The sequence below is a fragment of the Synechococcus sp. CCAP 1479/10 genome (assembly GCF_019038515.1).
Lineage (GTDB): Bacteria > Cyanobacteriota > Cyanobacteriia > PCC-6307 > Cyanobiaceae > Cyanobium.
The window spans coordinates 239,886-260,795 of the sequence record NZ_JAFKRJ010000008.1 but is presented as its reverse complement, the minus strand read 5'-3'; the positions used below and the strand labels follow the sequence as shown (position 1 = coordinate 260,795).

At 71.7% G+C, this 20,910-nt stretch carries 20 protein-coding genes; 10 read left to right on the top strand and 10 right to left on the bottom strand.

All coding sequences use genetic code 11. The features are described 5' to 3' along the window. Positions 1–127: 127 nt before the first annotated feature. The 6 genes from KUG39_RS05160 to patR all read right to left on the bottom strand — a co-directional run bounded on the left by KUG39_RS05160 (position 128) and on the right by patR (position 6,329). A complete protein-coding gene (locus KUG39_RS05160; RefSeq protein ID WP_216915832.1) occupies positions 128–1,795 on the bottom strand; it encodes an urea transporter in 1,668 nt (555 codons plus the stop codon). Positions 1,796–2,188: 393 nt separating this feature from the next. Then, a complete protein-coding gene (locus tag KUG39_RS05155; protein WP_106220513.1) occupies positions 2,189–2,656 on the bottom strand; it encodes a Fur family transcriptional regulator in 468 nt (155 codons plus the stop codon). A 32-nt stretch (positions 2,657–2,688) separates the two neighbouring features. Further along, positions 2,689–3,771, bottom strand: coding sequence for a lysylphosphatidylglycerol synthase domain-containing protein (locus tag KUG39_RS05150; RefSeq protein WP_216915834.1), 1,083 nt, complete (start codon positions 3,769–3,771; stop codon positions 2,689–2,691). Then, complete coding sequence (larC, locus tag KUG39_RS05145) at positions 3,768–4,991, bottom strand: nickel pincer cofactor biosynthesis protein LarC (protein WP_216915836.1); 1,224 nt, start codon at positions 4,989–4,991, stop codon at positions 3,768–3,770. The genes KUG39_RS05150 and larC overlap by 4 nt, the downstream gene beginning before the upstream one ends. After that, complete coding sequence (locus tag KUG39_RS05140) at positions 4,988–5,629, bottom strand: hypothetical protein (RefSeq protein ID WP_094584815.1); 642 nt, start codon at positions 5,627–5,629, stop codon at positions 4,988–4,990. Before KUG39_RS05140 ends, larC begins: the two co-directional genes overlap by 4 nt. Before the next feature lies 1 nt (position 5,630). After that, positions 5,631–6,329, bottom strand: coding sequence for a heterocyst master regulator PatR (gene patR / locus KUG39_RS05135; RefSeq protein WP_094584816.1), 699 nt, complete (start codon positions 6,327–6,329; stop codon positions 5,631–5,633). 117 nt (positions 6,330–6,446) lie between these two features. On the opposite strand from patR, the gene KUG39_RS05130 reads away from it, so the two are divergent. Beyond that, positions 6,447–7,298, top strand: a complete 852-nt coding sequence (locus KUG39_RS05130; protein WP_190610560.1) for a tetratricopeptide repeat protein — start codon at positions 6,447–6,449, stop codon at positions 7,296–7,298. On the opposite strand, the gene KUG39_RS05125 is transcribed toward KUG39_RS05130, so the two are convergent. Next, positions 7,228–7,575: a hypothetical protein gene (locus KUG39_RS05125; protein ID WP_190610561.1), complete on the bottom strand. Its 348-nt coding sequence runs from the start codon at positions 7,573–7,575 to the stop codon at positions 7,228–7,230. The genes KUG39_RS05130 and KUG39_RS05125 overlap by 71 nt on opposite strands. Before the next feature lie 82 nt (positions 7,576–7,657). Here KUG39_RS05125 and xth point away from each other — a divergent pair, with 82 nt between their 5' ends. Then, on the top strand, positions 7,658–8,494 hold the full coding sequence (xth, locus tag KUG39_RS05120) for an exodeoxyribonuclease III (protein ID WP_216915917.1): 837 nt from the start codon (positions 7,658–7,660) through the stop codon (positions 8,492–8,494). 28 nt (positions 8,495–8,522) lie between these two features. Here xth and KUG39_RS05115 read toward each other — a convergent pair whose 3' ends face one another. Further along, positions 8,523–9,143 carry a PAP/fibrillin family protein gene (locus KUG39_RS05115; protein ID WP_353617395.1) on the bottom strand — a complete coding sequence of 207 codons (621 nt, stop codon included), beginning with the start codon at positions 9,141–9,143 and terminating at the stop codon, positions 8,523–8,525. Between the two features lie 103 nt (positions 9,144–9,246). On the opposite strand from KUG39_RS05115, the gene mqo reads away from it, so the two are divergent. Next, positions 9,247–10,734, top strand: coding sequence for a malate dehydrogenase (quinone) (gene mqo / locus KUG39_RS05110; protein ID WP_216915840.1), 1,488 nt, complete (start codon positions 9,247–9,249; stop codon positions 10,732–10,734). On the opposite strand, the gene crtL is transcribed toward mqo, so the two are convergent. Further along, positions 10,731–11,963, bottom strand: coding sequence for a lycopene beta cyclase (gene crtL / locus KUG39_RS05105; RefSeq protein WP_286193202.1), 1,233 nt, complete (start codon positions 11,961–11,963; stop codon positions 10,731–10,733). The two genes, mqo and crtL, sit on opposite strands and share 4 nt — an antisense overlap. 72 nt (positions 11,964–12,035) lie before the next feature. Next, entirely contained in the window at positions 12,036–14,699 is a 2,664-nt protein-coding gene (gene gyrA, locus KUG39_RS05100) for a DNA gyrase subunit A (protein ID WP_216915844.1), read from the bottom strand. 33 nt (positions 14,700–14,732) lie between these two features. Here gyrA and KUG39_RS05095 point away from each other — a divergent pair, with 33 nt between their 5' ends. From KUG39_RS05095 to rsmD, 7 genes are all read left to right on the top strand, one after another. Further along, positions 14,733–15,887, top strand: coding sequence for a homocysteine biosynthesis protein (locus KUG39_RS05095; RefSeq protein ID WP_216915846.1), 1,155 nt, complete (start codon positions 14,733–14,735; stop codon positions 15,885–15,887). 71 nt (positions 15,888–15,958) lie between these two features. Beyond that, complete coding sequence (locus KUG39_RS05090) at positions 15,959–16,588, top strand: CAAD domain-containing protein (protein ID WP_094584826.1); 630 nt, start codon at positions 15,959–15,961, stop codon at positions 16,586–16,588. 73 nt (positions 16,589–16,661) lie between these two features. After that, the gene (locus KUG39_RS05085) at positions 16,662–17,825 is read left to right on the top strand and encodes a GuaB3 family IMP dehydrogenase-related protein (protein WP_094584827.1); all 1,164 of its coding nucleotides are present in this window, start codon (positions 16,662–16,664) and stop codon (positions 17,823–17,825) included. Between the two features lie 242 nt (positions 17,826–18,067). After that, positions 18,068–18,391, top strand: coding sequence for a thioredoxin (gene trxA, locus KUG39_RS05080; RefSeq protein WP_015110798.1), 324 nt, complete (start codon positions 18,068–18,070; stop codon positions 18,389–18,391). Between the two features lie 121 nt (positions 18,392–18,512). Beyond that, positions 18,513–19,487: an LOG family protein gene (locus KUG39_RS05075; RefSeq protein WP_233133845.1), complete on the top strand. Its 975-nt coding sequence runs from the start codon at positions 18,513–18,515 to the stop codon at positions 19,485–19,487. Then, positions 19,484–20,107 carry an imidazole glycerol phosphate synthase subunit HisH gene (gene hisH, locus KUG39_RS05070; RefSeq protein ID WP_094584828.1) on the top strand — a complete coding sequence of 208 codons (624 nt, stop codon included), beginning with the start codon at positions 19,484–19,486 and terminating at the stop codon, positions 20,105–20,107. The genes KUG39_RS05075 and hisH overlap by 4 nt, the downstream gene beginning before the upstream one ends. Further along, positions 20,104–20,694, top strand: coding sequence for a 16S rRNA (guanine(966)-N(2))-methyltransferase RsmD (gene rsmD / locus KUG39_RS05065; RefSeq protein ID WP_216915848.1), 591 nt, complete (start codon positions 20,104–20,106; stop codon positions 20,692–20,694). The genes hisH and rsmD overlap by 4 nt, the downstream gene beginning before the upstream one ends. Positions 20,695–20,910 lie beyond the last annotated feature (216 nt).

The window sequence follows — 20,910 nt, the reverse complement described above, 5'->3', positions numbered from 1 at the left end:
GGCGAAGGGAGGGGCCTTATTGCGAATGGCTCTCAACCTAGAGGACCCACGGGCACTTTTGCAAGCGATTCTCAATAGCAGCTGGTGATTGCGAAGCCGCTCTGCCGCAGCGGCGGCCCCCAGGCCCTCAGGTGAGCAGCAACCGATCGAAGAAGGCGTGCCAGGTCAGCCCGGAACGCTCAGGCCCGAACACCGCCCGCTGCTCCAGCCGATTGAGTGGTGGCTGGCCGATGCTGCTCAGCAGCCGGTCCATCTCGCCAGGGTCGAGCCGGTCATCGCCATCCGCATCGACGGGGATCAGGTAGCGCTTCAGCCGCTCCTGTCCGTCCCAGAGCCGGCGCAGGCGCAGCATCACCTCGATGAACTCGGCCCTGTCCACCACCCCGTCGCCATCGAGATCCATGGCCGCCAGCACCCTGGCCAGGGCCGCCGCAGGGTCGCTGGGGCCCTGGTCAGGGTCGCCGGGGCCCTGGTCAGGGTCGCTGGGGACCTGTTCGATTCCGTCGACCAGCTCCGACAGGCTCAGCTGGCCGTCATCGTCGCGGTCGAGGCGCTCGAACAGCTCCACGAACCTCCCCAGCAGCGCCGGATCCGCCGACGGGGCCAGGCTGGTCCAGGCGCCTCCGCCCACGGCCCCGCGCAGACGGGAGCGGTAATCGTTCAGCAGCCGCCGGGTCACCAGATAGCGCTGCAGATGCTCCTCCGGCGTGAGGATCGCGTGCAGCGCCACCGGCACAACGGTGGGCAGGGCCCGGCGCACCACAAGCAGGGTGGCCAGGGTGGCGACGATGAAGGACAGCGTGAGCGCCGGCAATCCGAGCGGCATCAGCCGCTCCATTGGCTGGGTGAGCAGGCTGGCGGCGAGGGCCGCCAGGGCCGCCACCCCCAGGCTGCGCCTGGTGGGAGCATGGAAGATGCCACCGATGGCAATGGCGCTGAGAACGCCGTCGTAGCTCCAGAGGCCCATGCCGACGGCGCCGGCGGCACCGCTGGCCAGGCCCGCCAACGCCCCGATCGCCGCCCCCATCAGACCCACCCCTGCCGCCATCGGACTGGCGACGGCCGTGGCCGCCAGCACCAACCAGCCACTGGCCAGATCACCACAGAAGAAGACCTGACCGAAGCCCCGCGGCAGGGCCAGCAGAAAGGCCTGCAGGGCCGAACCCGCCGGTGGCACCATCGCGGGACTGTGGAGCTGCAGCGGCGGCACGTCCGCCAGGGTGACCAGCGCCAGCAACCCCCAGGTCACCAGACAGAAGGGCAGCGTCATCGGCGGCAGGCCGGTGGCGGCATGCAGACGACGGCCCGGGCCGTGGACCAGCACGGAACTCAGCGCCCCACTCCCCAGGGCCGCCAGCGTCCAGAGCAGAAAAGCTCCGGGAGGACCCAGATCGGCGAAGGTGCCGATGGCACTGCCCACCAGGGCTCCGTTGAAGCCGTAGATGCCGTTGTGGCGGTCGTCCCAGGAGCTGCCGAGGGCCTTGGCGGCCAGGTGGGCCGCCGCGATTCCGAAGCTGGCGAACAGCGCCACCGACGGGGACTGCAGCAGCAGAGCCAGCAGCAGCAGCAGGCCACTGAGGGGATTGTTGATGAAGATCACCTGGCCCAGGCTGCGAAAGGCCGCCACCACGGCAACGACGGCGCGCCGATGCCTCCAGCGGCTGGTGAGCTGGGGCAGGGTGCCGCTGAACGGCAGCACCCGCTCGTACCAACACGCGACAGGAGCTTCCGTCGCCAGCAGGGAGAGCAGGAGCTGGTGGACGGGAAGGGGGTCCGGGGGGCCGGTGCGGTTCATGGCCAGGGCGCCGTGGCTACAGGAAAGCCCCCATCTCCCGTGGATGGGTGGGGTTCGATCAAGGCGGCAGCGGCAGTCGTGCCCGGGACGACGGGAACTTGCATCTCCCTCTCCTGGCACCCCCTCTGTCTAGGGGGCTCGACGGGTCCCTGCCACGGGTCTTCAGGAGCTGCCCACCTCCCGCCGGATTCATCCACTGGTGCCATCCGCTGCCTGGAGCCGTGCCATGGATCGCGCCGGCCCGGGGGACGCGCCCCAGCCTGGGGGCCGACCTCTCCCCCTTCCACCCCATGCTCCGCATCCGTGGCGACCGGTCCAGCCTGCTGGCGGCCCTGGCGGCCCACTGGGCCGATCAGCAGCTGCAACTGCCGCTGCTCGGCGCCGGCGCACCCCTCAGCCCTGCTCCTCAGCCGCGCAGGCCGGACAGAGGGCCCGGACATTGAGGACGCACTCCAGCAGCCGGAAGCCGAAGGCCCCGGCCGCCGCCTCGCCGGCCGCCAGCACGGCACCGCTCTCGAACTCCTCGGTGCGGCCGCAGCGCACACACACCAGATGGTGATGGTCGCGGTGGGCGTCACCGGCCAGCTCGAAGCGCCGCCCCCCCTCCGGCAGCTCCAGCTCCTGAAGCAGCCCCATGGAGCTCAGCAGCCGCAGGGTGCGGTAGACGGTGGCCAGCGACACCCGCTCCTGGCTGCGCACCAGGCGCAGGTGCACCTCCTCGGCGCTGAGGTGGCTGCCCTCGCCGATCCGCTCGAACAGATCCAGCACCCGCTGACGCTGGGGCGTGAGCCGCTGGCCCCGGTCGTTCAGGGTGGTGCGCAGACTGCGGGGCTGGGCCAGACCGGTGGGGGGAGTGTTCACCACGCGATCCCAGACCTTCGCAACACTAGAGCCTATTGAGAAGGGGTGTCGGAGGTTGGTGTGCTGGCCGACGTCGGGGGCCCGGACGACGCCCCCCGGGCCAGGCTGCCGTCCAGGCTGACCAGGGCGGCCCCCAGCAGATCAGTGAGCGTGACGATCAGGCGGTAGCTGAGGGCCACCGCCAGCAGCGGCGCCTCCGGCAGGGCCACCCCCATCCGCAACAGCAGCACCGCCTCGAACACCCCCAGGCCCCCCGGCGCCCCCGGCACCACCAGTCCGGCGGTCCAGGCGAGGGCGAATCCCGCCAGCCAGACGGTGGCATCGTTCGCCAGCGGCAGGTCGAAGGCCTGGATGCAGCAGCAGAAGCCGGCGAAGCGCAGCAGCACGAAGGCCATCTCCGCCAGCAGGGGCGGCCAGGGATAACCCCGCAGCACGGTCGACCGCTCCAGCGGCGTCTCCTGCCTGAGCTCCTCCTCCAGGCCGAGGTCCCGGGCCCGGCGCCGCTCCAGCCGCAGCAGCAGGGGGTCGAGCCAGCGGGGCAGCAACAGGGCCAGGGGCAGCAGACAGACCAGGCCCAGCCCGCCCTGCCAGCCGCCGAGGGGCACCAGCGCCAGGGCCGCCACCGCCGCCACCAGGGGATCCAGCAGCACCGCCACCAGCGCCATGGTTGTGCCGACCGGCGCGGCCAGGGGCGTGTCCTCGCTGCGCAGCCGCTGGACCCGCGAGGCCAGGTGCCAGATGCCCCCGGGCAGGAACTTGCGCAGGTTGGTGGCCACGTGCAGTTCCACCACCGCGGCCCAGTCGGGGCGCAGGCCCAGCCAGCGCAGCACCACGCCCCAGGCCAGGCCGTTGACCACCAGGCTGAGCAGGCTCACGCCGACGCCCAGGAGCAACCACAGCCAGCCCTGGCCATCGAGCCGCAGCTGCACCAGCTGGCGACCGTGGCTGAGCAGGGCCGCCATCACGAAGCCGATGCTGCCCAGGGTGATCCAGGGGCGCAGGCCGCCGGGCAGGGCCGGCAGCGTGGGAGGCGACGGCAGCCGGCGCCGCAGGGCCCCGAGGCCGGTCCCCAGGCGTTGGAGCAGGGCCAGCAGGTGGCGGGACCAGGCGCTCATGGGGCTCCCCCGTCGGCGGGCAGGGCCCGGCGCACCTCGTCGCGCACCTCCTCGATCGAGCGTCCCAGGCGTGCGGCCAGCTCCACGAGGTCGGCGTGCTCCGCCTTGGCCCGCCGGCGGCCGTCGGGGAGGGTGGCCCACTTGATCCGCACCGGCCCCAGCCGGGTGGCCAGCGTCTCGCTCTGTCGCGGCAGGATCCAGCGGTCCTGCAGCTGCTCCCGCACCCCCAGCGTCGTGCCGTGGCGCCACCACACCCGGCGCAGCCGGGGCCCCAGCTCCGGGGGCATCAGCGCCGTCATCAGGGTGCCGGTGCGTCCCTTCTTCATCGCCACCGGCTGGCTGAACACCTCCAGCGCCCCGTCCCGGCGCAGGGCCTCGGCCAGGAAGGCCAGGTCCTCGGCCGTGGCGTCGTCGATCTGGGCCTGCTGCTGCAGCAGGGCTTCGCGCAGCTCGCCCCCCTCGCTGCCGCCCACCGCACCAGCCTCCGCCAGGGGACGGGCCAGGGTGAGCCGGAGCAGGTTGGCCCGATCCAGCTCGCGGCTGCCCAGACCCACCCCCACCCGCAGCGGCAGGGCCGCGGGGGAAGGGCCGAACCGGTCGGCCCAGCAGGCCGCCAGGGCCATCCCGGTGGGGGTGGTGAGCTCGCCGGCGGGGAAGCCCTCACTGGAGCCCAGCGGCAGCCCCCGGGAGCGGGCGATCTCCAGCACCGCCGGGGCGGGCAGGGGCAGGGCCCCGTGGGCGGTGACGACACGGCCGTGGCCCGCCGGCGGCACGCCACAGACGAGCTGCTCAACCCCCAGATGGAGCAGCCCGGCGCAGACGCCGACGATGTCCACCAGGGCATCGATCGCCCCCACCTCGTGGAACTCCACAGCCTCGGCGGCGTGGCCGTGGACCGCCGCCTCCGCGTCCGCCAGTAGCCCGAACACCGCCAGCACCCTCTCCTGCAGCGCCGGCTCCAGGGGAGCGCTCTGGAGCTGCCCGCGCAACGCCCCCCAGGGCCGATGGTGCGGCTGGGGCTCCAGCGACTCCACGTCCAGGTGCAGTCCCCGCAGCCCGGCGCTGCGCCGCTCCTCGATCCGCAGCCGGTAGCGGCCCTCCAGCCCCAGGGCGGCCAGGGGGGCCGCGATCACCTCCGGGGGAAGGCCGAGGTCCAGCAGGGCCGCCAGCAACATGTTGCCGGCCAGACCGGTGGGGCAATCCAGCAGGGCCAGGGTCATGAAGGGGACCGGCGTCCGAACCGGGGGGCCGCCGCCAGGAGCCGATCGGCCTCGGCTTCGATCTCGGCGCGGCGCGCCCGCAGGGCCTGCTCCACCTCACGGCGGGCCCGGCGCTGCTCCAGCCGGGCCATCTCGACATCGAAACCGGAGAGGCCCCAGAGCCGGCCCAGCAGGGCCCGGTCGTCGTCGCCGCCGACGCTGTCGCCGTAGACCAGGGTCTCGGCCACCATGCCGGCCTGCAGCACCCGGCTCCAGCGGCGCAGGTCCTCGGCGGAGAGCTTCACGCTCTCGGGCAGGGCGAATTCGGTGCAGCCGCCGCTGTCGACGCCGGCCCGCAGACAGGCCAGGCTGCCCACCAGCACCCGCCGGACCGCCAGGCCGTCGCTGTCCGCCGCCAGGGCATGGCCGGCCTCGTGCACGGCGATGCGGCGCAGGCGCCACGCGCCGCCGGGCAGGGCTTCGGCCAGCAGGTGGCCGCCCCGGCCGCCGAAGCGGGCCGCGTCCACGGTGAGCGAGCCCAGGCCCAGGGCCACCAGCAGGGTGACCCACCAGGGGGAGAGCCCGACCAGCGGACCGACCACGGCGGCAAGACTGAGCAGCAGCACCACGACCCCGGCCGTGAAGGCACCGCTGGTCATCTCAGCGGCCCTGGCGGGTCACGGCCCGGTCATGTCCCTTGGGCTTGGCCGGGCCGCCCTTGTCAGCGCCGGGTCGGCGGGCCCCCCGCCCACCGCGGTTGCCCCGCTGGGCCACCGGGCCGATCACCTCGAAACGCTCGACGGCGAGCTGCTGACCCTGGCGCCGCAGGTCGAGGGAGACGAAATGGCGCAGGTGCTCCAGGGGAATCTCACCGCGCAGCTGGAGCTTGAACGGCACCGGACGGTTGCCGTCGGGGCGGGGCTGCTGCCGCACCTTGATCACCAGATCGCCGGTCTCGGGGCGGGTGAAGATCAGCTCGCCGCGGATCGAGAAGTAGTCGTCGCCCTCGGGGAGCTGGTCGGCGGCAGCGGGCGCCTCTGCGGCGGGCTCAGCGGCTTCGGCCCCTGGCGTCGAGAGGGTGCTGGGCTCCCACACCCCCACCATCTGCAGGTGGAGCTGGTTCTCCTCCCGCGAGCGGGGGTAGACGACCCACAGATGGGGGGTCTCCAGGTCGAGATGGCGGCGCATCAGGGTGAGCAGGCGGCCGAGCACCACCGCTTCGATCTCGGTGCCCTCGGCGGTGCGGATCACGCCCCTGGTGAGCTGGGCCGGATCGGCCGGCACATAGGACCCGCGCACCACTCCGATGGCCCGGTACTGGAGCGGCTCGGTGACCGGGGAAATGGGATGCTGGCGCATGGTGGAAGGAAAAACCCCGTGGCGGTACCTGGACTGGCCCGGGTCAATGTAAGCAGCAGCGGAAGCGCGATGCCCAGGCCAGACTCGGTCGCGACACCGAGCCCACACCGTCAACGGATGCCCTCCCCGAACCGAAGCCTGAGCGGCCTCTGGTCGCTGCTGGCCGTCAGCCTGGTCGGGATCCTGGCCCTCGGGGGAGGCTGGTGGCTGGGTCACCGCCAGTCGGCCACCCAGGCCAGCGCCGATCCGAAGCGGACGCTGCTCACCAAGGAGGCCACCCGCCTGCGGCTGCGGCTCGACGCCGATGAGGCCACCCCGGCCGACCGTCAGCGGCTGCTGGAACTGCTCGTCGCCCTCGATCGCAAGGGGGAGGCCGTCGGCCTGCTCGAGCCGATGGCCGACCGGGAGCCCGAGCGATGGTCCCTGCGGCTGATGCTGGCCGAGCTGCGCCGCGACCAGGGCGACAGCAGCGGCGCCGAACGGGAACTGCGTCAGATCCTCAACCTGCGTCCCACCCAGGTGGAGGCACTGCAGCTGCTCAGCCTGCTGAACCTGGAACAGGGGCGTGGCGCCGCCGCGGAGGCCCGCGTCAAGGCGGCCTACGGGATGGCGATCAAACCTGACGTGAGGCCGGAGGCCCTCGGCATCGGCCTGCTGCTGGCGGAACTGCAGCTCAAACGTGGCCAGGCGACAACGGCGGCGGCCACCTACCTGCAGCTGGCCAACCTGTTCCCCCAGGACCAGCGCCCCCTGCTGGGTCTGGCCATGCTGCGCCACGACCGGGGCGACACCAAGGGAGCCCAGGAGGCCCTGGCCCAGGCACGACTGCGCAGCCCCGATCCCGACAAGCCGGATCCGAGGCTCGACAAACTGGCGGCCAGCTGGGGCCTCGAGCCGCTCAGATCCCCTTCAGCTGCCCGGCCGACCCCGCCGGCGCCGGCTTCGGCGTCTTCGCGTCAAACTCCCTGAGGGCCTGATCGATGGCGGAGCTGGGGGGCGTGGCGTCGTCCAGGGCGGTGCTGCGCTTCAGCTTGTTCATCAGGTCGAGCGGGTTGGTGCTGTCGAGGATCGAACCGCTGCCGGATCCCGATTTGCTCGGCCCGTAGTCGTAGAGCTGACGCTCCTGGATGCTGGTACCGAGGGTCTGGCCGTAGCCGGCCTGCTGGGCCCGGGCCTCACCGGCCATCAGCAGGGCGAGGGCCCCGACGCCGGCCGCGCAGGCCTGCAGAGAAAACGAACGGTTCATGGCTCCTGCCGGCGGAGGGTCGAATCACCAAGGCCTTCATGATAAGGGCCCTCAGCCGGTTCCCCGTTCTGTCGCCATGGCCCTGCGGATCGCCACCTGGAACGTCAACTCGGTGCGCACCCGGCTCGATCAGGTGTGCGCCTGGCTCCAGGCCGAAGCGCCCGACGTGCTCTGCCTGCAGGAAACCAAGGTGGCGGACGAGCTGTTCCCCCACGCGGCCTTCGAGGCCCTGGGCTACCGGGCCGTGATCAGCGGCCAGAAGGCCTACAACGGCATGGCCATCCTCAGCCGGCTGCCGATCGAGGACGTGCGGGTGGGCTTCGCCGCCCTGCTGCCGGACGATCCGGCGGCCGAGGAGCTGGGCGAACAGAAACGGGTGATCAGTGCCTGGATCGAAGGGGTGCGGGTGCTCAACCTCTACGTGCCCAATGGCTCGGCCCTGACGTCGGACAAGTACCCCTACAAGCTGGCGTGGCTGGGGTGTCTGCGGCGCTACCTGGAGGCCCAGGACGCCGAAGGGGAACCCCTGGCGATGGTGGGGGACTTCAACATCGCCCTGGAGGGCCGCGATATCCACGACCCGGAACGCCTCAGCGGCGGGATCATGGCCAGCGATCCGGAGCGCCAGGCCCTGAGGGACGCCCTGGGCGATCGCCTGGAGGACGTGTTCCGCGTCTTCGAACCGGACGCCGGCCACTGGAGCTGGTGGGACTACCGCACCGGCGCCTGGGACATGGACAGGGGCTGGCGCATCGACCACATCTATCTCTCCGAGGAGCTGCTGGCCTGCGCAACGGGCTGCGTGATCCACAAGGGGGTGCGCGGCAACGCGCAGCCCAGCGACCATGCGCCGGTGGCGGTGCACCTGGCCTGGCCGCCCGAGCCGGCCGAGGACGGGGACGACGACGGGGGCTGGTGAGGGGCGGTGGTGAGGGGGCTCGGGGCCCTCAGGCCAGAAACGCCGCCAGGGCCAGGTCCTGACGCCGCACCAGGGCGAACAGGGTGCCGTTCTGGCCGCGGCTCACCCGCAGCTCGTCATCGAGCACGGTGACATCGAGCCAGGCGGGAAAGCTCTGCCGCACCTGCCGGAACAGCTCCAGCCGCTGGTCTCCGAACCTGGGCCCCAGCCAGCCGCCCCGCTCGAACCGCACCGACACCCGCTGGTGGGGAGCCTCGGGGACGATCGCGATGCTGGCCTGCACGGCGATCCCCGCCAGGGGCCCGAGGGGTCCGGCCGGCCGCAGCAGGTTCAGGGCTCGGCCGCCGGCGGGGTCGAGCAGTTGCAGATTCTCCAGCCAGGGCCTGACCGCCAGATAGGGCAGGGAACTGCTGCTCCAGCGCAGCTCCCAAACCCCCGCCAGCTGGTCTGCCTGGGCCGTCAGATCGGCGGGCTGCAGACGCTCCAACCGCTCGATCAGGACCTCGATGCGCCCGGCGGCGGGGGCTGCAGCACCGGGAGATCCGCCCCGCAGCAGCCCCAGCAGCTCCTGCCGGCAGGCCTGGGCGTCGCCGGCGCCAGCGGCAGGGCCATCGGGGATGGCCGGGGGAGCCTGCGTCACTGCTCTCACCCGCGGCACGGGGGCGCAACAGGATCCATGCTGCCAGGCGCCGACGGCCATCGGATACCGTGTCGCCCGGCCTGCTGGCCGAACCGATCCCACCGCAGACCCCGTGACCCTGACCACCGTCGATGTGACCCTGGTCGGGGCGGGGATCATGGGCGCCACCCTGGGCACCCTGCTGCGGCAGCTGCGGCCGGACCTGCGTCTCCTGCTCGTCGAGGGCCTGCCCCAGGAGGCCCAGGAGAGTTCCAGCGCCTGGAACAACGCCGGCACGGGCCATGCGGGGAACTGCGAACTCAACTACACGCCGATGGCGGCGGACGGCTCGATCAGCCTCGCCAAGGCGCTCGACATCAACGAAGCCTTCGACCTGTCGCGCCAGTTCTGGACCCACCTGGTGCGGGACGGGGCCCTGGGCTCCCCCGGGGCCTTCATCCAGGGCGTCCCCCACATGAGCTTCGTGCTGGGGGAAGAGCGGCGGGCCTACCTGCGGGAGCGCCACCGGGTGATGGCGGCCCACCACTGCTACCGGGGGATGGCCTACAGCGAGGACCACGCCCAGGTGGCGGCGTGGGCACCGCTGCTGATCGAGGGCCGGAACCCGGCCCAGGCGATCGGCGCCACCCACATCGCCGACGGCACCGACGTGAACTTCGGGGCCCTGACCAGCCAGCTGCTGGATCACCTGCGGGCCAGCGGGGCCTTTGAGGCGCGGTTCTCCACGGCGGTGCAATCGCTGCGGCGGCGGCCGGAGGGTGGCTGGCGCCTGGAGACCCGGGACCAGACCACCGGGGAGACCCGGCTGATCGATTCGGGCACCGTGTTTCTCGGGGCCGGCGGCGGCGCCCTCACCCTGCTGCAGAAATCGGGGATCCCGGAAGGGCGCGGCTACGGCGGCTTTCCCGTCAGCGGCCTCTGGCTGCGCTGCGGCGACTCCGCCGTAGCCAGCCGCCACCATGCGAAGGTCTACGGAATGGCGGCCGCCGGCTCGCCGCCGATGTCGGTGCCCCACCTCGACACCCGCCTCGTTGATGGCCGCCACTGGATCCTGTTCGGGCCCTACGCGGGCTTCTCCAGCAAGTTCCTCAAGAGCGGCTCCCTCTGCGACTGGCCCCGCTCCCTGCGGACCGGCAACCTGCTGCCGCTGCTGGCGGTGGCCCGGGACAACCTGCCCCTGACCCAGTACCTGATCGGCCAGGTGTTCGCCAGCGCCGAGCAGCGCTTCGCCGCCCTGCGCGACTTCTATCCGACCGCCCGCCCCTCCGACTGGACCCTGGCCGTGGCCGGCCAGCGGGTGCAGATCATCAAGGCCGATGCCCGGCGCGGCGGGGTGCTCCAGTTCGGCACCGAGGTGGTGCACGCCGCCGACACATCCCTGGTGGCCGTGCTGGGGGCGTCCCCCGGCGCGTCGGCCGCCGTGGCGATCGCCCTGGAAATCCTCCATTCCTGCTTCCGCGAGAAGCTGCCCGACGGCTGGCAGGACACCCTCAAGCAGATCCTGCCCTCCTACGGCGAATCAATCCGCAGCGACGCCGACCTCTGCCAGCGGATCCGCAGCGAGAGCGCCGAGGTGCTGGGGCTGGCGCCGCCGGCCTAGGGCCGGCGCGGCGGCAGCAGCAGGCCGGCCCGCACCGCCCACGGGGACAGGGCGAACAGGCGCAGCATGGCCGCCAGCAGCTCCGGCACCGTCAGGGTGTTGGCCAGGAAGCCATACCACTGGGGGCCGCTCAGGGAGAAGAAGCTGGCGAAGAACTGGCGCAGTTCGGCCTCGGAGAAGCCCATCAGCTTGCCCAGACCGAACTGGTAGAGGGCGTGCTTGCTGCGCAGGGCCGGGGGCCAGAGGGCGCCCCAGCCCGCCCGGGCCAGCAGGGCCGAGGGGGCATCGGCATCGGCCATGGCCGCCGCCACCGCCGCCGCCACCGCCGGGGCCCGGCGCAGCAGGGCGCCCACCATGTAGCCGGAGGCCGGGTGCACCATCGAGGCCGCCCCGCCGAAGCCCAGCACCGGCTGCTGCAGGTCCGGCAGGGGCAGGTTCATCGGAAACAAGCAGAACTCCTCGTGCTCCACCTCCTGCACCACCACGCCGCGGTGGGCCAGGCGCCGGTGGAGGCGCTGCTGGAGCACATCGAAGGGCACCGGGGGGGCCAGGGCCAGCGACGTCTCCTCGACGAAGAAGCGGCCGCCGCCCAGGTCCATCGCATAGAGAAAGGTGGGGGGCTCGGCCCGCTCCGCCTCGCTGAGGTGGTCGGCGCGGTAGTCCATCAGCACGAACTGATCGGGCTGCACCGGCGGCGCCGAGAAGCGGCCGATGACGCCGTAGGCCGACTGGCCGGCCACCGGGCCCCGGTCGGGCCGCTGCACCAGCAGCGGCTGATGGCCGGTGGCGTCCACCACCAGCCGCACCTGCAGCCGGCGCCCATCGGCCAGCGCCACCGCACTCAACGCCCCGGAGGCGTCACAGCCGCTGGCCAGCCCCTGGAGCAGCTCCACCCCGCCGCGCCCGCAGGCCTCCAGCCAGTGCCCCTGCAGGGCGGCGCGGTCGAACAGGCCGTAATCGCGGCCGTAGACCGTGGGGCGGTTGGCCGCCGCCTCCGGGTCCGGATCACCGGCGCCGAAGTAGCTGACCGTGTGGCTCCAGCGGTGCTCCAGCAGATGGCCCAGGCCCAGGGCGTCCACCTCGTCGCCCCAGATGCCGTAGGTGTTGGGCCAGGGGGCGCGCGGGTCGTCGGGCGCCAGCAGGGCCACGGCGAGCCCCTGGTCCGCCAGGGCCGCCGCGATGCAGAGGGCGGCGGGGCCGCCGCCGAGCACCAGCACGTCCCTCGCCATCTCGCCGGTACGGTGAGGGCTCATCCTGCACCACGGCCCCTTCGGGCCAGCGCCGATCTCCGCCTGTGCCGGTCAACCGTCGGTGTCCGGGGTCTCGTCTGCAGCGGCCGGTGGTGCCGAGGGGGGTTCTGAGGGGGCTTCCGGCGTGGCCTCAACGGCGTCCACCACCGCCCCATCGGCCAGTTCCTCCTCCTCGGCGGCCGGCGGGACCAGCACCACCTCGGTGAGGCGATCGCCGGCATCCAGCTTCTGCAGCCGCACCCCGGTGGCCGCCCGGGACTGCTGGGGAATGGCGTCGGCCTTCATGCGCACGATCACCCCCCGCTCGCTCACCAGCAGCAGCTCCTCGCCGGCCCCGAGCACCTTGAGGCCCACCAGCACATCGCCGTCGCGGCGGAACTTGATTGCCCGCAGACCCATGCCGGCGCGGCGCTGCAGCCGGAACTGATCCACCGGCACCCGCTTGCCGAGGCCGCTGGCGCTGGCCACCAGCACCCAGGGACCCTCGCTGGGGGCGACCTCGTCACCCTCCTCCTCGTCGGCGCCGGTCTCGGCCGTGCTGGCGACACGGTCGGCCAGTTCCGCCGTGAGCACATCCATGCTCACCAGCTCGTCGCCGGGGCGCAGATTCATGGCCCGCACGCCGCGGGCGGTGCGGCCCAGGGGACGCAGCTCCTCATCGCTGAGGCGGAAGTGGATCGTCATGCCCTTGAGGGAGCCGATCAGCACGCTGTCGCCGGGCAGGGCCAGCCGCACCCAGCGCAGGGCGTCACCGTCCTCGAGGGAGATGGCAATCAGGCCGTTGGAGCGGATGTTGCTGAAGGCCGACAGCCGGGTGCGCTTGATGTAGCCGCCGCTGGTGAGCATCACCAGCTGGACGTCGTCATCGAAGGCGCTCACCGCCAGCAGGGAGGTGATCGCCTCCTCGCGGGGAATCGGCAGCAGCTGCACGATCGGCGTGCCCTTGGCGGAACGGCTGCAGATCGGCACCCTGTAGGCGGGAATGGAATACACCACCCCCCGGTCGCTGAACAGCAGCAGGGCGTCGTGGTCGTTGCAGCTGATGAACAGCTTCACCGCCTCCTCGCCCTGGCTGCGGGTGCCGGCCTTGCCGCGGGTGCCGCGGCTGGTGGCCTCGAACTCGCTCACCGGCATCCGCTTGAGGTAGCCGTTCTCGGTGAGCAGCACCACCGAGCGCTCATTGGCGATCAGGTCGATGTCCTCCAGCCCACCCTCAAGGTCGAGGATCTCGGTGCGGCGGGGGGAGTCATAACGGGTGCGGAGGACCTGGAGCTCCTCCTGGATCAGCCCCAGCACCCGCTCCCGGCGGCCGAGGATGTCCTTGTAGTCGGCGATCTTGGCGACGAGGTCGTCGTGTTCGAGCCGGATCTTGTCGGCCTCCAGCGCCGTGAGACGCCGCAGCTGCATCTGCAGGATGGCGTCGGCCTGGATCTCGCTGAGGCCATGGCGCTCCTGCAGCTGGGCCCGGGCGGTGGCGGTGTCGGGGGCGGCCCGGATCAGGGCGATGATCGGGTCGAGCTGGTCGAGGGCGAGCAGCAGACCCTGCAGGATGTGGTCGCGTTCCTCCGCCTTGCGCAGGAAGTAACGGGTGCGCCGCTCGATCGTCTCGATGCGGAAATCCAGGAACACCCGCAGCATCCTGCCGAGGGTGAGCAGCACCGGTTCGCCCTTCACCAGGGCCAGCATGTAGGCGCTGAAGTTGTTCTGCAGCGGCGTGAGCTTGAACAGGTTGTTCAGCACCACCTGGGGGTAGGCGTCGCGGCGCAGTTCGATCACGATGCGCATGCCGTCGCGATCGCTTTCGTCGCGGATGTCGGCGATGCCCTCGAGCTTCTTGTCGTTGACCAGCTCGGCGATGCGCTCGATCAGGGAGGCCTTGTTGGTCTGGTAGGGGAGTTCGGTGATGATCACCGCATCCCGGTCGGGGCGGCCCTTGGCTTCCACCGTTTCGATCGAGGCCACGCCGCGCATGGTGATCGAACCGCGGCCGGTGGTGTAGGTCTCGCGGATGCCGCGGCGGCCGAGGATCTGGCCGCCGGTGGGGAAATCGGGTCCGGGGATGATCGCCATCAGGGCCCGGTCCTCGATCTCCGGATCGTCGATCAGGGCCAGCAGCCCGTCGATCAGCTCGGTGAGGTTGTGGGGGGGGATGTTGGTCGCCATCCCCACGGCGATGCCGGAGGAGCCGTTGAGCAGCAGATGCGGCACCCTGGCCGGCATCACGGTGGGTTCCTGCTGGGAGCCGTCGAAGTTGTCGATGTAGTCGACGGTCTCGGCTTCGATGTCCTCCAGCAGGCTGTCGGTGGTCAGGGCCTGCAGGCGCGATTCCGTGTACCGCATCGCGGCCGGCGGATCGTTGTCGACCGAGCCGAAGTTGCCGTGCCCGTCGATCAGGGGCATCCGCATCGAGAAGTCCTGGGCCATGCGCACCAGGGCGTCGTAGACGGCCGTGTCGCCGTGGGGGTGGTACTTACCGAGCACCTCCCCCACCACACGGGCACATTTCCGGTAGGGCCTGTCGCTCGTGAGGCCGAGCTCGTACATCGCGTACAGGATGCGCCGGTGCACCGGCTTGAGGCCGTCGCGGGCATCGGGCAGGGCCCGGCCCACGATCACGCTCATCGCATACTCCAGGTAGGAGCGCGACATCTCATTGCGCAGGTCGGTCTGGATGATCCGTCCGTCGGATTCACCGGGTCCGGTTGGATCCGCCATGCAAGACCGTATGGGGCACAGCCCACTCTATCGATGACCCTGCCGGCCCGGAGTGAATCGGCCTTGCGCCAGCGCCAGCGCAAGGGTGTGCTGCGGGTGCGGGCCGCCGCCGACTTCCGCCGGCTGGTGGCCGAGGCGGGGCTGGCGGAGGCCTACGCGGCCACCGACGTGGTGGTGGCCGCCAATGCTGAATTCACCGATCAGGGCAGCCTGCACCTCAATATCGGCCCCAGCGATCCGCCGATCCGCTTCCGGGACGCCCAGCTGGAATCCCTCGGCGCCCAGAGCGGCGGCGGTGGCGGCGACCTGGTGCTGCCCATCGGTGGTGGGCTCGGGGAAGCCCAGCGGCAGGGGGGCGCCCACCTGCTCGACCGGCTGCTGCGGGGCGGGAGCCTGACCCTCGCCGCCACCGGGGACATCACCGCCCTGCATCCCCGCCGGGACCTGCAGGCCCAGCTGGATCTGGAGCGGATCGGCTCCGGCCGGCTGCTGCTGCACCGGGGCATCACCGAGAACGGCCTGGTGGCGGTGAGCAGCGCCGAAGGGGTGCTGCGCAGCCCCTGGGGCCCCGTGCTGGGACCGTTCGGCAATGCCCTGCACAGCTGCGGCGGTGCCGGCAGCATCGGCCTCACCATGCCGGGGCTGGCGCTGCTGGGGCCGGGCTCACCGGTGCTGGTGGCGGGGGCCATCGGCTGGGTGGTGGGCAGCGGCAGCGGCCACCAGCCCGGCGTGCCGCGCTCCGCCGGCGGCCACGCCCTCAGCCCCGGGGCGGTGGCGGCGGTGAGCGTGGATCTGCACGGCCTGCGGCCCGAATGGCTGCGGCCCTGCTTCTTCGAGGGCCACGGCGCCGCCCTGCTGGTGGGCCTGGCGGCTCCGATCCCCCTGATCAACGAAGCGGTCGCCCGCCAGGCCGCCTGCGGCGACGAGGACCTGGAGGCGCCGGTGCTGGATGTCTCCATTCCGCGCCGCCTGCGGCCCCGCCTCGGTTCGGTCAGCTATGCCCGGCTCAGGTCCGGCCGGATCCAGGTGGAGGGACGCCGCGTCACCGCCGCTCCGGCCCACAGCCCACGGCTGGCCGAGTCGATCGGCGCCGAGCTGATCACCTGGCTCGAGGAGGACCGCTTTCCGCTGCGCCTGCCGGTCCGGCCCCTCTCCGGCCGTGGTGGGCTGATTCCCCTCGACAGCTGAACTCCCTGCACACCTCCGGGGCGGTGGGGGAAAACGGCCGTAAGCTCCGCCGTGAGCTGCCGGCGCCTGCCATGGCCGAGACCCCCTTCAGCCCCGAGCCCCCCTCCAGCCCCGAGGCCCCCTCCAGCCCCGAGGCCCAGGAGAACGGACCGTCGCCGCAGCCGTGGGCGGCGGAACCCGTGGCCCATGAACCGGAGCACGTGGCCCCCGAGCCGGAACCGGAGCCAGAGCCGGAGCCGATGAGTGCCGGGTTCGAGCCCCTGGCCGAAGCCGACAGCGAGATCCCGGCGCCGGTGCCCACCCCGGTGAGCGAGCCGGAACCCGGCATCACCGCCACCCTGGAGGTGCCCCCCCTGGAGGGCTCGGCGGAGCCGGCCGGCGAGGGCGGCGGCGAATTCGATCTGCTGCTGCAGAAGATCAAGGACTGGCTGGGCAGCGGCGAACTGCAGGCCCAGTGGCAGCGCTTCCGCGGCCCCCTCAAGGGGCTGGCGATCCTGATCGGGGTGGTGCTGCTGCTGCGGGTCTACGCGTCCCTGATCGGCACCCTCGACAGCCTGCCCCTGGTGGGCGGCCTGCTGGAGCTGGTGGGCCTGATCGCCGCGCTCCGGTTCACCGCCACCCGGCTGGTGCGCAAGAGCGACCGGGACCAGGTCTTCGCCGACTGGAGCCGCCGCTGGAACGACTTCCGCGGCCGGGAGTGATCCAGGGCACGGGCACGGGCCGGGGGCCGTCGCGGACCGGTTGATAGTTTGTGCCCACTGTGTCCGTCCAACGGTGAACATTCAGCTCGGTCGCTCCCGGACCGTACGCCGCGCCTACGGCATCGATGAAATCGCTCTGGTCCCGGGCGGTCGCACCGTCGATCCCGAGGTGACCGACAGCAGCTGGAGCCTGGGGGGGATCCAGCGGGAGATCCCGATCATCGCCAGCGCCATGGACGGGGTGGTGGATGTGGGCATGTGCATCGAGCTCACCCGCCTGGGGGCGCTCGGGGTGCTCAACCTCGAAGGCGTCCAGTGCCGCTACGACGACCCCGAGCCGGTGCTCGAGAAAATCGCCTCGGTGGGCCGCGAGGAGTTCGTGGGCCTGATGCAGGAGCTCTACAGCCAGCCAGTCCGTGAGGACCTGGTGCGGCAGCGGATCGCCGAGATCAAGGCGGGCGGCGGCATCGCGGCGGTGAGCGCCACCCCGGTGGCCGCCCTGCGCTTCGGGGCGGCGGTGGCGGAATCGGGGGCCGACCTGTTCTTCGTGCAGGCGACGGTGGTCTCCACCGAGCACATCGGCCCGGAAGGCCGCCAGACCCTCGACCTGGCCGCCCTCTGCCGCGACCTCGGCGTGCCGGTGGTGATCGGCAACTGCGTCACCTACGACGTCACCCTGCAGCTGATGCGGGCCGGGGCCGCCGGGGTGATGGTGGGCATCGGCCCCGGCGCCGCCTGCACGTCACGGGGTGTGCTGGGCGTCGGCATTCCCCAGGCCACGGCCGTGGCCGACTGCGCCGCCGCCCGGGACGACTACGAGCGCGAAAGCGGCCGCTACGTGCCGGTGGTGGCCGATGGCGGCATCGTCACCGGCGGTGACATCTGCAAGTGCCTGGCCTGCGGGGCCGATGCGGTGATGATCGGCTCCCCGATCGCCCGGGCCGCCGAGGCCCCCGGCCGGGGCTTCCACTGGGGCATGGCCACCCCCAGCCCGGTGCTGCCCCGGGGCACGCGCATCAAGGTGGGCACCACCGGCAGCCTGGAGAAGATCCTGCGCGGTCCGGCCGGCCTCGACGACGGCACCCAGAACCTGCTGGGCTGCATCCGCACCTCCATGGGCACCCTGGGGGCCCGCACCCTCAAGGAAATGCGTGAGGTGGAGGTGGTGGTGGCGCCCTCCCTTCTGACCGAGGGCAAGGTGTACCAGAAGGCCCAGCAACTGGGCATGGGCAAGTAGGTCGTCCCAGGTCTGGACGCCACGGCCTCAAGGCGAGATGGGGGCTAACCTCTGGATGTGGGGGCTCCGGCTCGCACACTCCTCACACCCCCCGGCCCGGCGTGTCCGGGCTTTTTGTCTTCTGCCGCCGATCCCGGCGGCACTGCCTCCGGGTTCCGCTACGGCCTGCAACGCTGGCCCCATTCCCGGGAAGAGCGGCCGAACCCGGTTGCTAGATTCACTACATCCCGAGTCTGCAAGGAATGTCCAGCGCCGCTGCCGTCACCGACGCCTCCTTCGAGCAAGACGTGCTCAAGAGTGATGTGCCCGTGCTGGTTGATTTCTGGGCACCCTGGTGCGGCCCCTGCCGCATGGTGGCCCCGATCGTCGATGAGATCGCCAAGGAATACGAGGGCAAGATCCGCGTCTACAAGCTCAACACCGACGAAAACCCCAACGTCGCCAGCCAGTACGGCATCCGCAGCATTCCCACCCTGATGCTGTTCAAGGGTGGCCAGAAGGTCGACACCGTGGTGGGTGCCGTTCCCAAGAACACCCTGTCGGGCACCATCTCCAAATACCTCTGACACCGCTCCGCTGACGCCGCCCCTCCCCCCGAATCCCCCGCCGGCGGCGGGCATCAGCCCCCTGCAGGCCCTCGCCGAAGCTCTCCACGGCCACCCCCAGCGCCGTCAGATCGAGCGCGCCGTGGTGTCGCTGCTCCAGGTGGCGCGTCAGGAGAAGGAGGAGGAGGAGTGGCGCCTGATCGCCGGCTGTCTGGCCGACATCAGCGAGGCCCTGGAGGTCTTCCGCCCCAGGCGCAGCGCCCGCAAGATCAGCGTCTTCGGCTCGGCGCGCACCCGCCGCGAGGATCCCTGCTACCTGCTGGCCGAGGACGTCGCCCGCCAGGCTGTGGAAGCCGGTTTCGAGGTGATGACCGGAGCCGGCGCCGGCGTCATGGAGGGCGCCAACAGCGGCGCGGGATGCGACCACAGCATCGGCCTCAACGTGGATCTGCCCTTCGAGCAGCATCCCAACCCCTACGTGAGCGCCTGCGAGGGGCGTCTCCTCTACTTCCGCTACTTCTTCACCCGCAAGCTGTTCTTCCTGATGGAGAGCGATGCGCTGGTGGTGATGCCCGGGGGATTCGGCACCCTCGATGAACTGTTCGAGTGCCTCACCCTCATCCAGACGGGACGCACATCGCCGATTCCCCTGGTGCTGCTCTCGCCGGACGGCGACGACTTCTGGAAGGTCTGGAAGCGCAACGTGCACCAGGAGCTGGCCACCCGGGGACTCATCTCTCCGGAGGATGTGGATCTGATGGTGGAAGCCTCCAGCGCCGAGGACGCCGTGGCCCACATCTGCCGGTTCTACCGGGTGTTCCACAGCGCCCAGCTGGGGCAGGACCGCATCGAGCTGCTGCTCAACGCCGAGGTGCCCCGCAGCCTGCTGCCGGAGCTGAACCGCCGCTTCGCCGACCTGCTGGAGGACGGCGCCATCCAGACCGGCGAGGGCGTCGACGACAACGGCCTGCTGCGGCCCTGCCTGCGGCTGCGCTTCGACAAACGCCGCGTCGGCAGGCTCTATCAGTTTATCGACCACCTCAACGGCCTCGACCTGCCCGCCTCACCGGCCCTGGAGCATCCGGCCGAGCGGGTCCCGAGCGTCAGCCAGCCATGAGCCGCATCGGCCTGATCGACTACGGCATGGGCAACCTCCATTCGGTGCAGCGCACCTTTGCGCGGCTCGGTGCCGAGCTGGTGAGCGTGCACGGCCCGGCCGACCTCGAGCCCTGCGAGGCCCTGGTGCTCCCGGGCGTCGGCGCCTTCGATCCGGCCATGGAGCGGCTGCGCTCGGCCGGGCTGGAGCAGGCCCTGCGCCGCTCCTGCGCCAGCGGCCGCCCGCTGCTGGGGATCTGCCTGGGCCTGCAGCTGCTGTTCGAGGCCAGCGAGGAAGGCCGAACCGATGGGCTTGGCGTGCTGGCCGGCCGCGTGCGCTCCCTGCCGCGGGTGGCGGGCCACCCCCTGCCCCACATGGGCTGGGCCCCCCTGATCCCGGCCACCGCCAGCCCCCTGCTGCCGGCCGCCACCCCCGAGGCCTGGGTTTACTTCGTGCACTCCTTCGCCGCCGAGCCTGCCGAGGCCACGGCCAGCACGGCCCTCGTCGACTACGCCGGCACCCCGGTGACCGCGGCGGTGTGGCAGGGGACCATCGCCGCCTGCCAGTTCCACCCGGAGAAGTCCGGGCCCGTGGGCGAAGCGATGCTGCGCCGCTGGCTGGACTGGGTCGCCTCCCTGTGACGCTGCGGCTGAGCGGGGGGCGCCGGCTGCTGAGCCCCCCCGGCAGCACCGCCCGGCCCACCGCCGCCCGGGTCCGGCTGGCGGTCATGAACCTGCTGGCGGCCCGGGTGCCCGGCAGCCGCTGGCTGGATCTCTGCTGCGGCAGCGGCGTGATGGCCTGCGAGGCCCTGCAGCGCGGCGCCGCCGAGGTGGTGGCCGTGGAGCGGGATCGCCGCATCGCCGCGGTGGCCCGGGCCAATCTGGAACTGGTGCGCCAGGGCCGATCAGCCGCGCCGGAGGCCCCCACCCGCTGCCGGGTGGACGGCGATGAGGTGCTGCGCTGGCTGGCCCGCACCGACCCCAGCCCTTTTGATCTGATCTACGCCGATCCCCCCTATGCGGCCGGCCTCTACGTACCCCTCGCGGCGGCCGTGCTCAGGGGCGGCTGGCTGGCCCCCGGGGGGATCCTGGTGTGGGAATGCGCCAGCGATGGGGTGCCGGAGGTGCCGCCGGGATGGCGCTGTCGTGATCAGCGGCGTTATGGGGGGAGCACGGTGGTGCTGCTGGAAGTGGCACCCGCGCTGCCTGCTGATACCTGGCCAACCTGAAGTTTCCCTTTTTGCAGATCTGCTGACGGGCTTTATCTCCAGCTGAAAATTCTTCATGTGCGGTCAGTCCATCTGCTGTATATCTGCTGCAGATGTCAAGTCGTCACCCCGAATAACATCTTTCACCCCGGTTTTAGATGGTATTCAGGTAGGGCCCCTTCCGGCATTCACCGTCATGCCAACCCTTCCATCAACCCCTTCCCGACCATCCACCCC

Coding starts and splice junctions, on each gene's coding strand:
- KUG39_RS05160 (WP_216915832.1), bottom strand. CDS start 1,795: ATGAACCGCACCGGCCCCCCGGACCCCCTTCCCGTCCACCAGCTCCTG.
- KUG39_RS05150 (WP_216915834.1), bottom strand. CDS start 3,771: ATGAGCGCCTGGTCCCGCCACCTGCTGGCCCTGCTCCAACGCCTGGGG.
- larC (WP_216915836.1), bottom strand. CDS start 4,991: ATGACCCTGGCCCTGCTGGATTGCCCCACCGGTCTGGCCGGCAACATG.
- KUG39_RS05140 (WP_094584815.1), bottom strand. CDS start 5,629: ATGACCAGCGGTGCCTTCACGGCCGGGGTCGTGGTGCTGCTGCTCAGT.
- patR (WP_094584816.1), bottom strand. CDS start 6,329: ATGCGCCAGCATCCCATTTCCCCGGTCACCGAGCCGCTCCAGTACCGG.
- KUG39_RS05130 (WP_190610560.1), top strand. CDS start 6,447: ATGCCCTCCCCGAACCGAAGCCTGAGCGGCCTCTGGTCGCTGCTGGCC.
- KUG39_RS05125 (WP_190610561.1), bottom strand. CDS start 7,575: ATGAACCGTTCGTTTTCTCTGCAGGCCTGCGCGGCCGGCGTCGGGGCC.
- crtL (WP_286193202.1), bottom strand. CDS start 11,963: ATGGCGAGGGACGTGCTGGTGCTCGGCGGCGGCCCCGCCGCCCTCTGC.
- gyrA (WP_216915844.1), bottom strand. CDS start 14,699: ATGGCGGATCCAACCGGACCCGGTGAATCCGACGGACGGATCATCCAG.
- KUG39_RS05095 (WP_216915846.1), top strand. CDS start 14,733: ATGACCCTGCCGGCCCGGAGTGAATCGGCCTTGCGCCAGCGCCAGCGC.
- KUG39_RS05090 (WP_094584826.1), top strand. CDS start 15,959: ATGGCCGAGACCCCCTTCAGCCCCGAGCCCCCCTCCAGCCCCGAGGCC.
- trxA (WP_015110798.1), top strand. CDS start 18,068: ATGTCCAGCGCCGCTGCCGTCACCGACGCCTCCTTCGAGCAAGACGTG.
- hisH (WP_094584828.1), top strand. CDS start 19,484: ATGAGCCGCATCGGCCTGATCGACTACGGCATGGGCAACCTCCATTCG.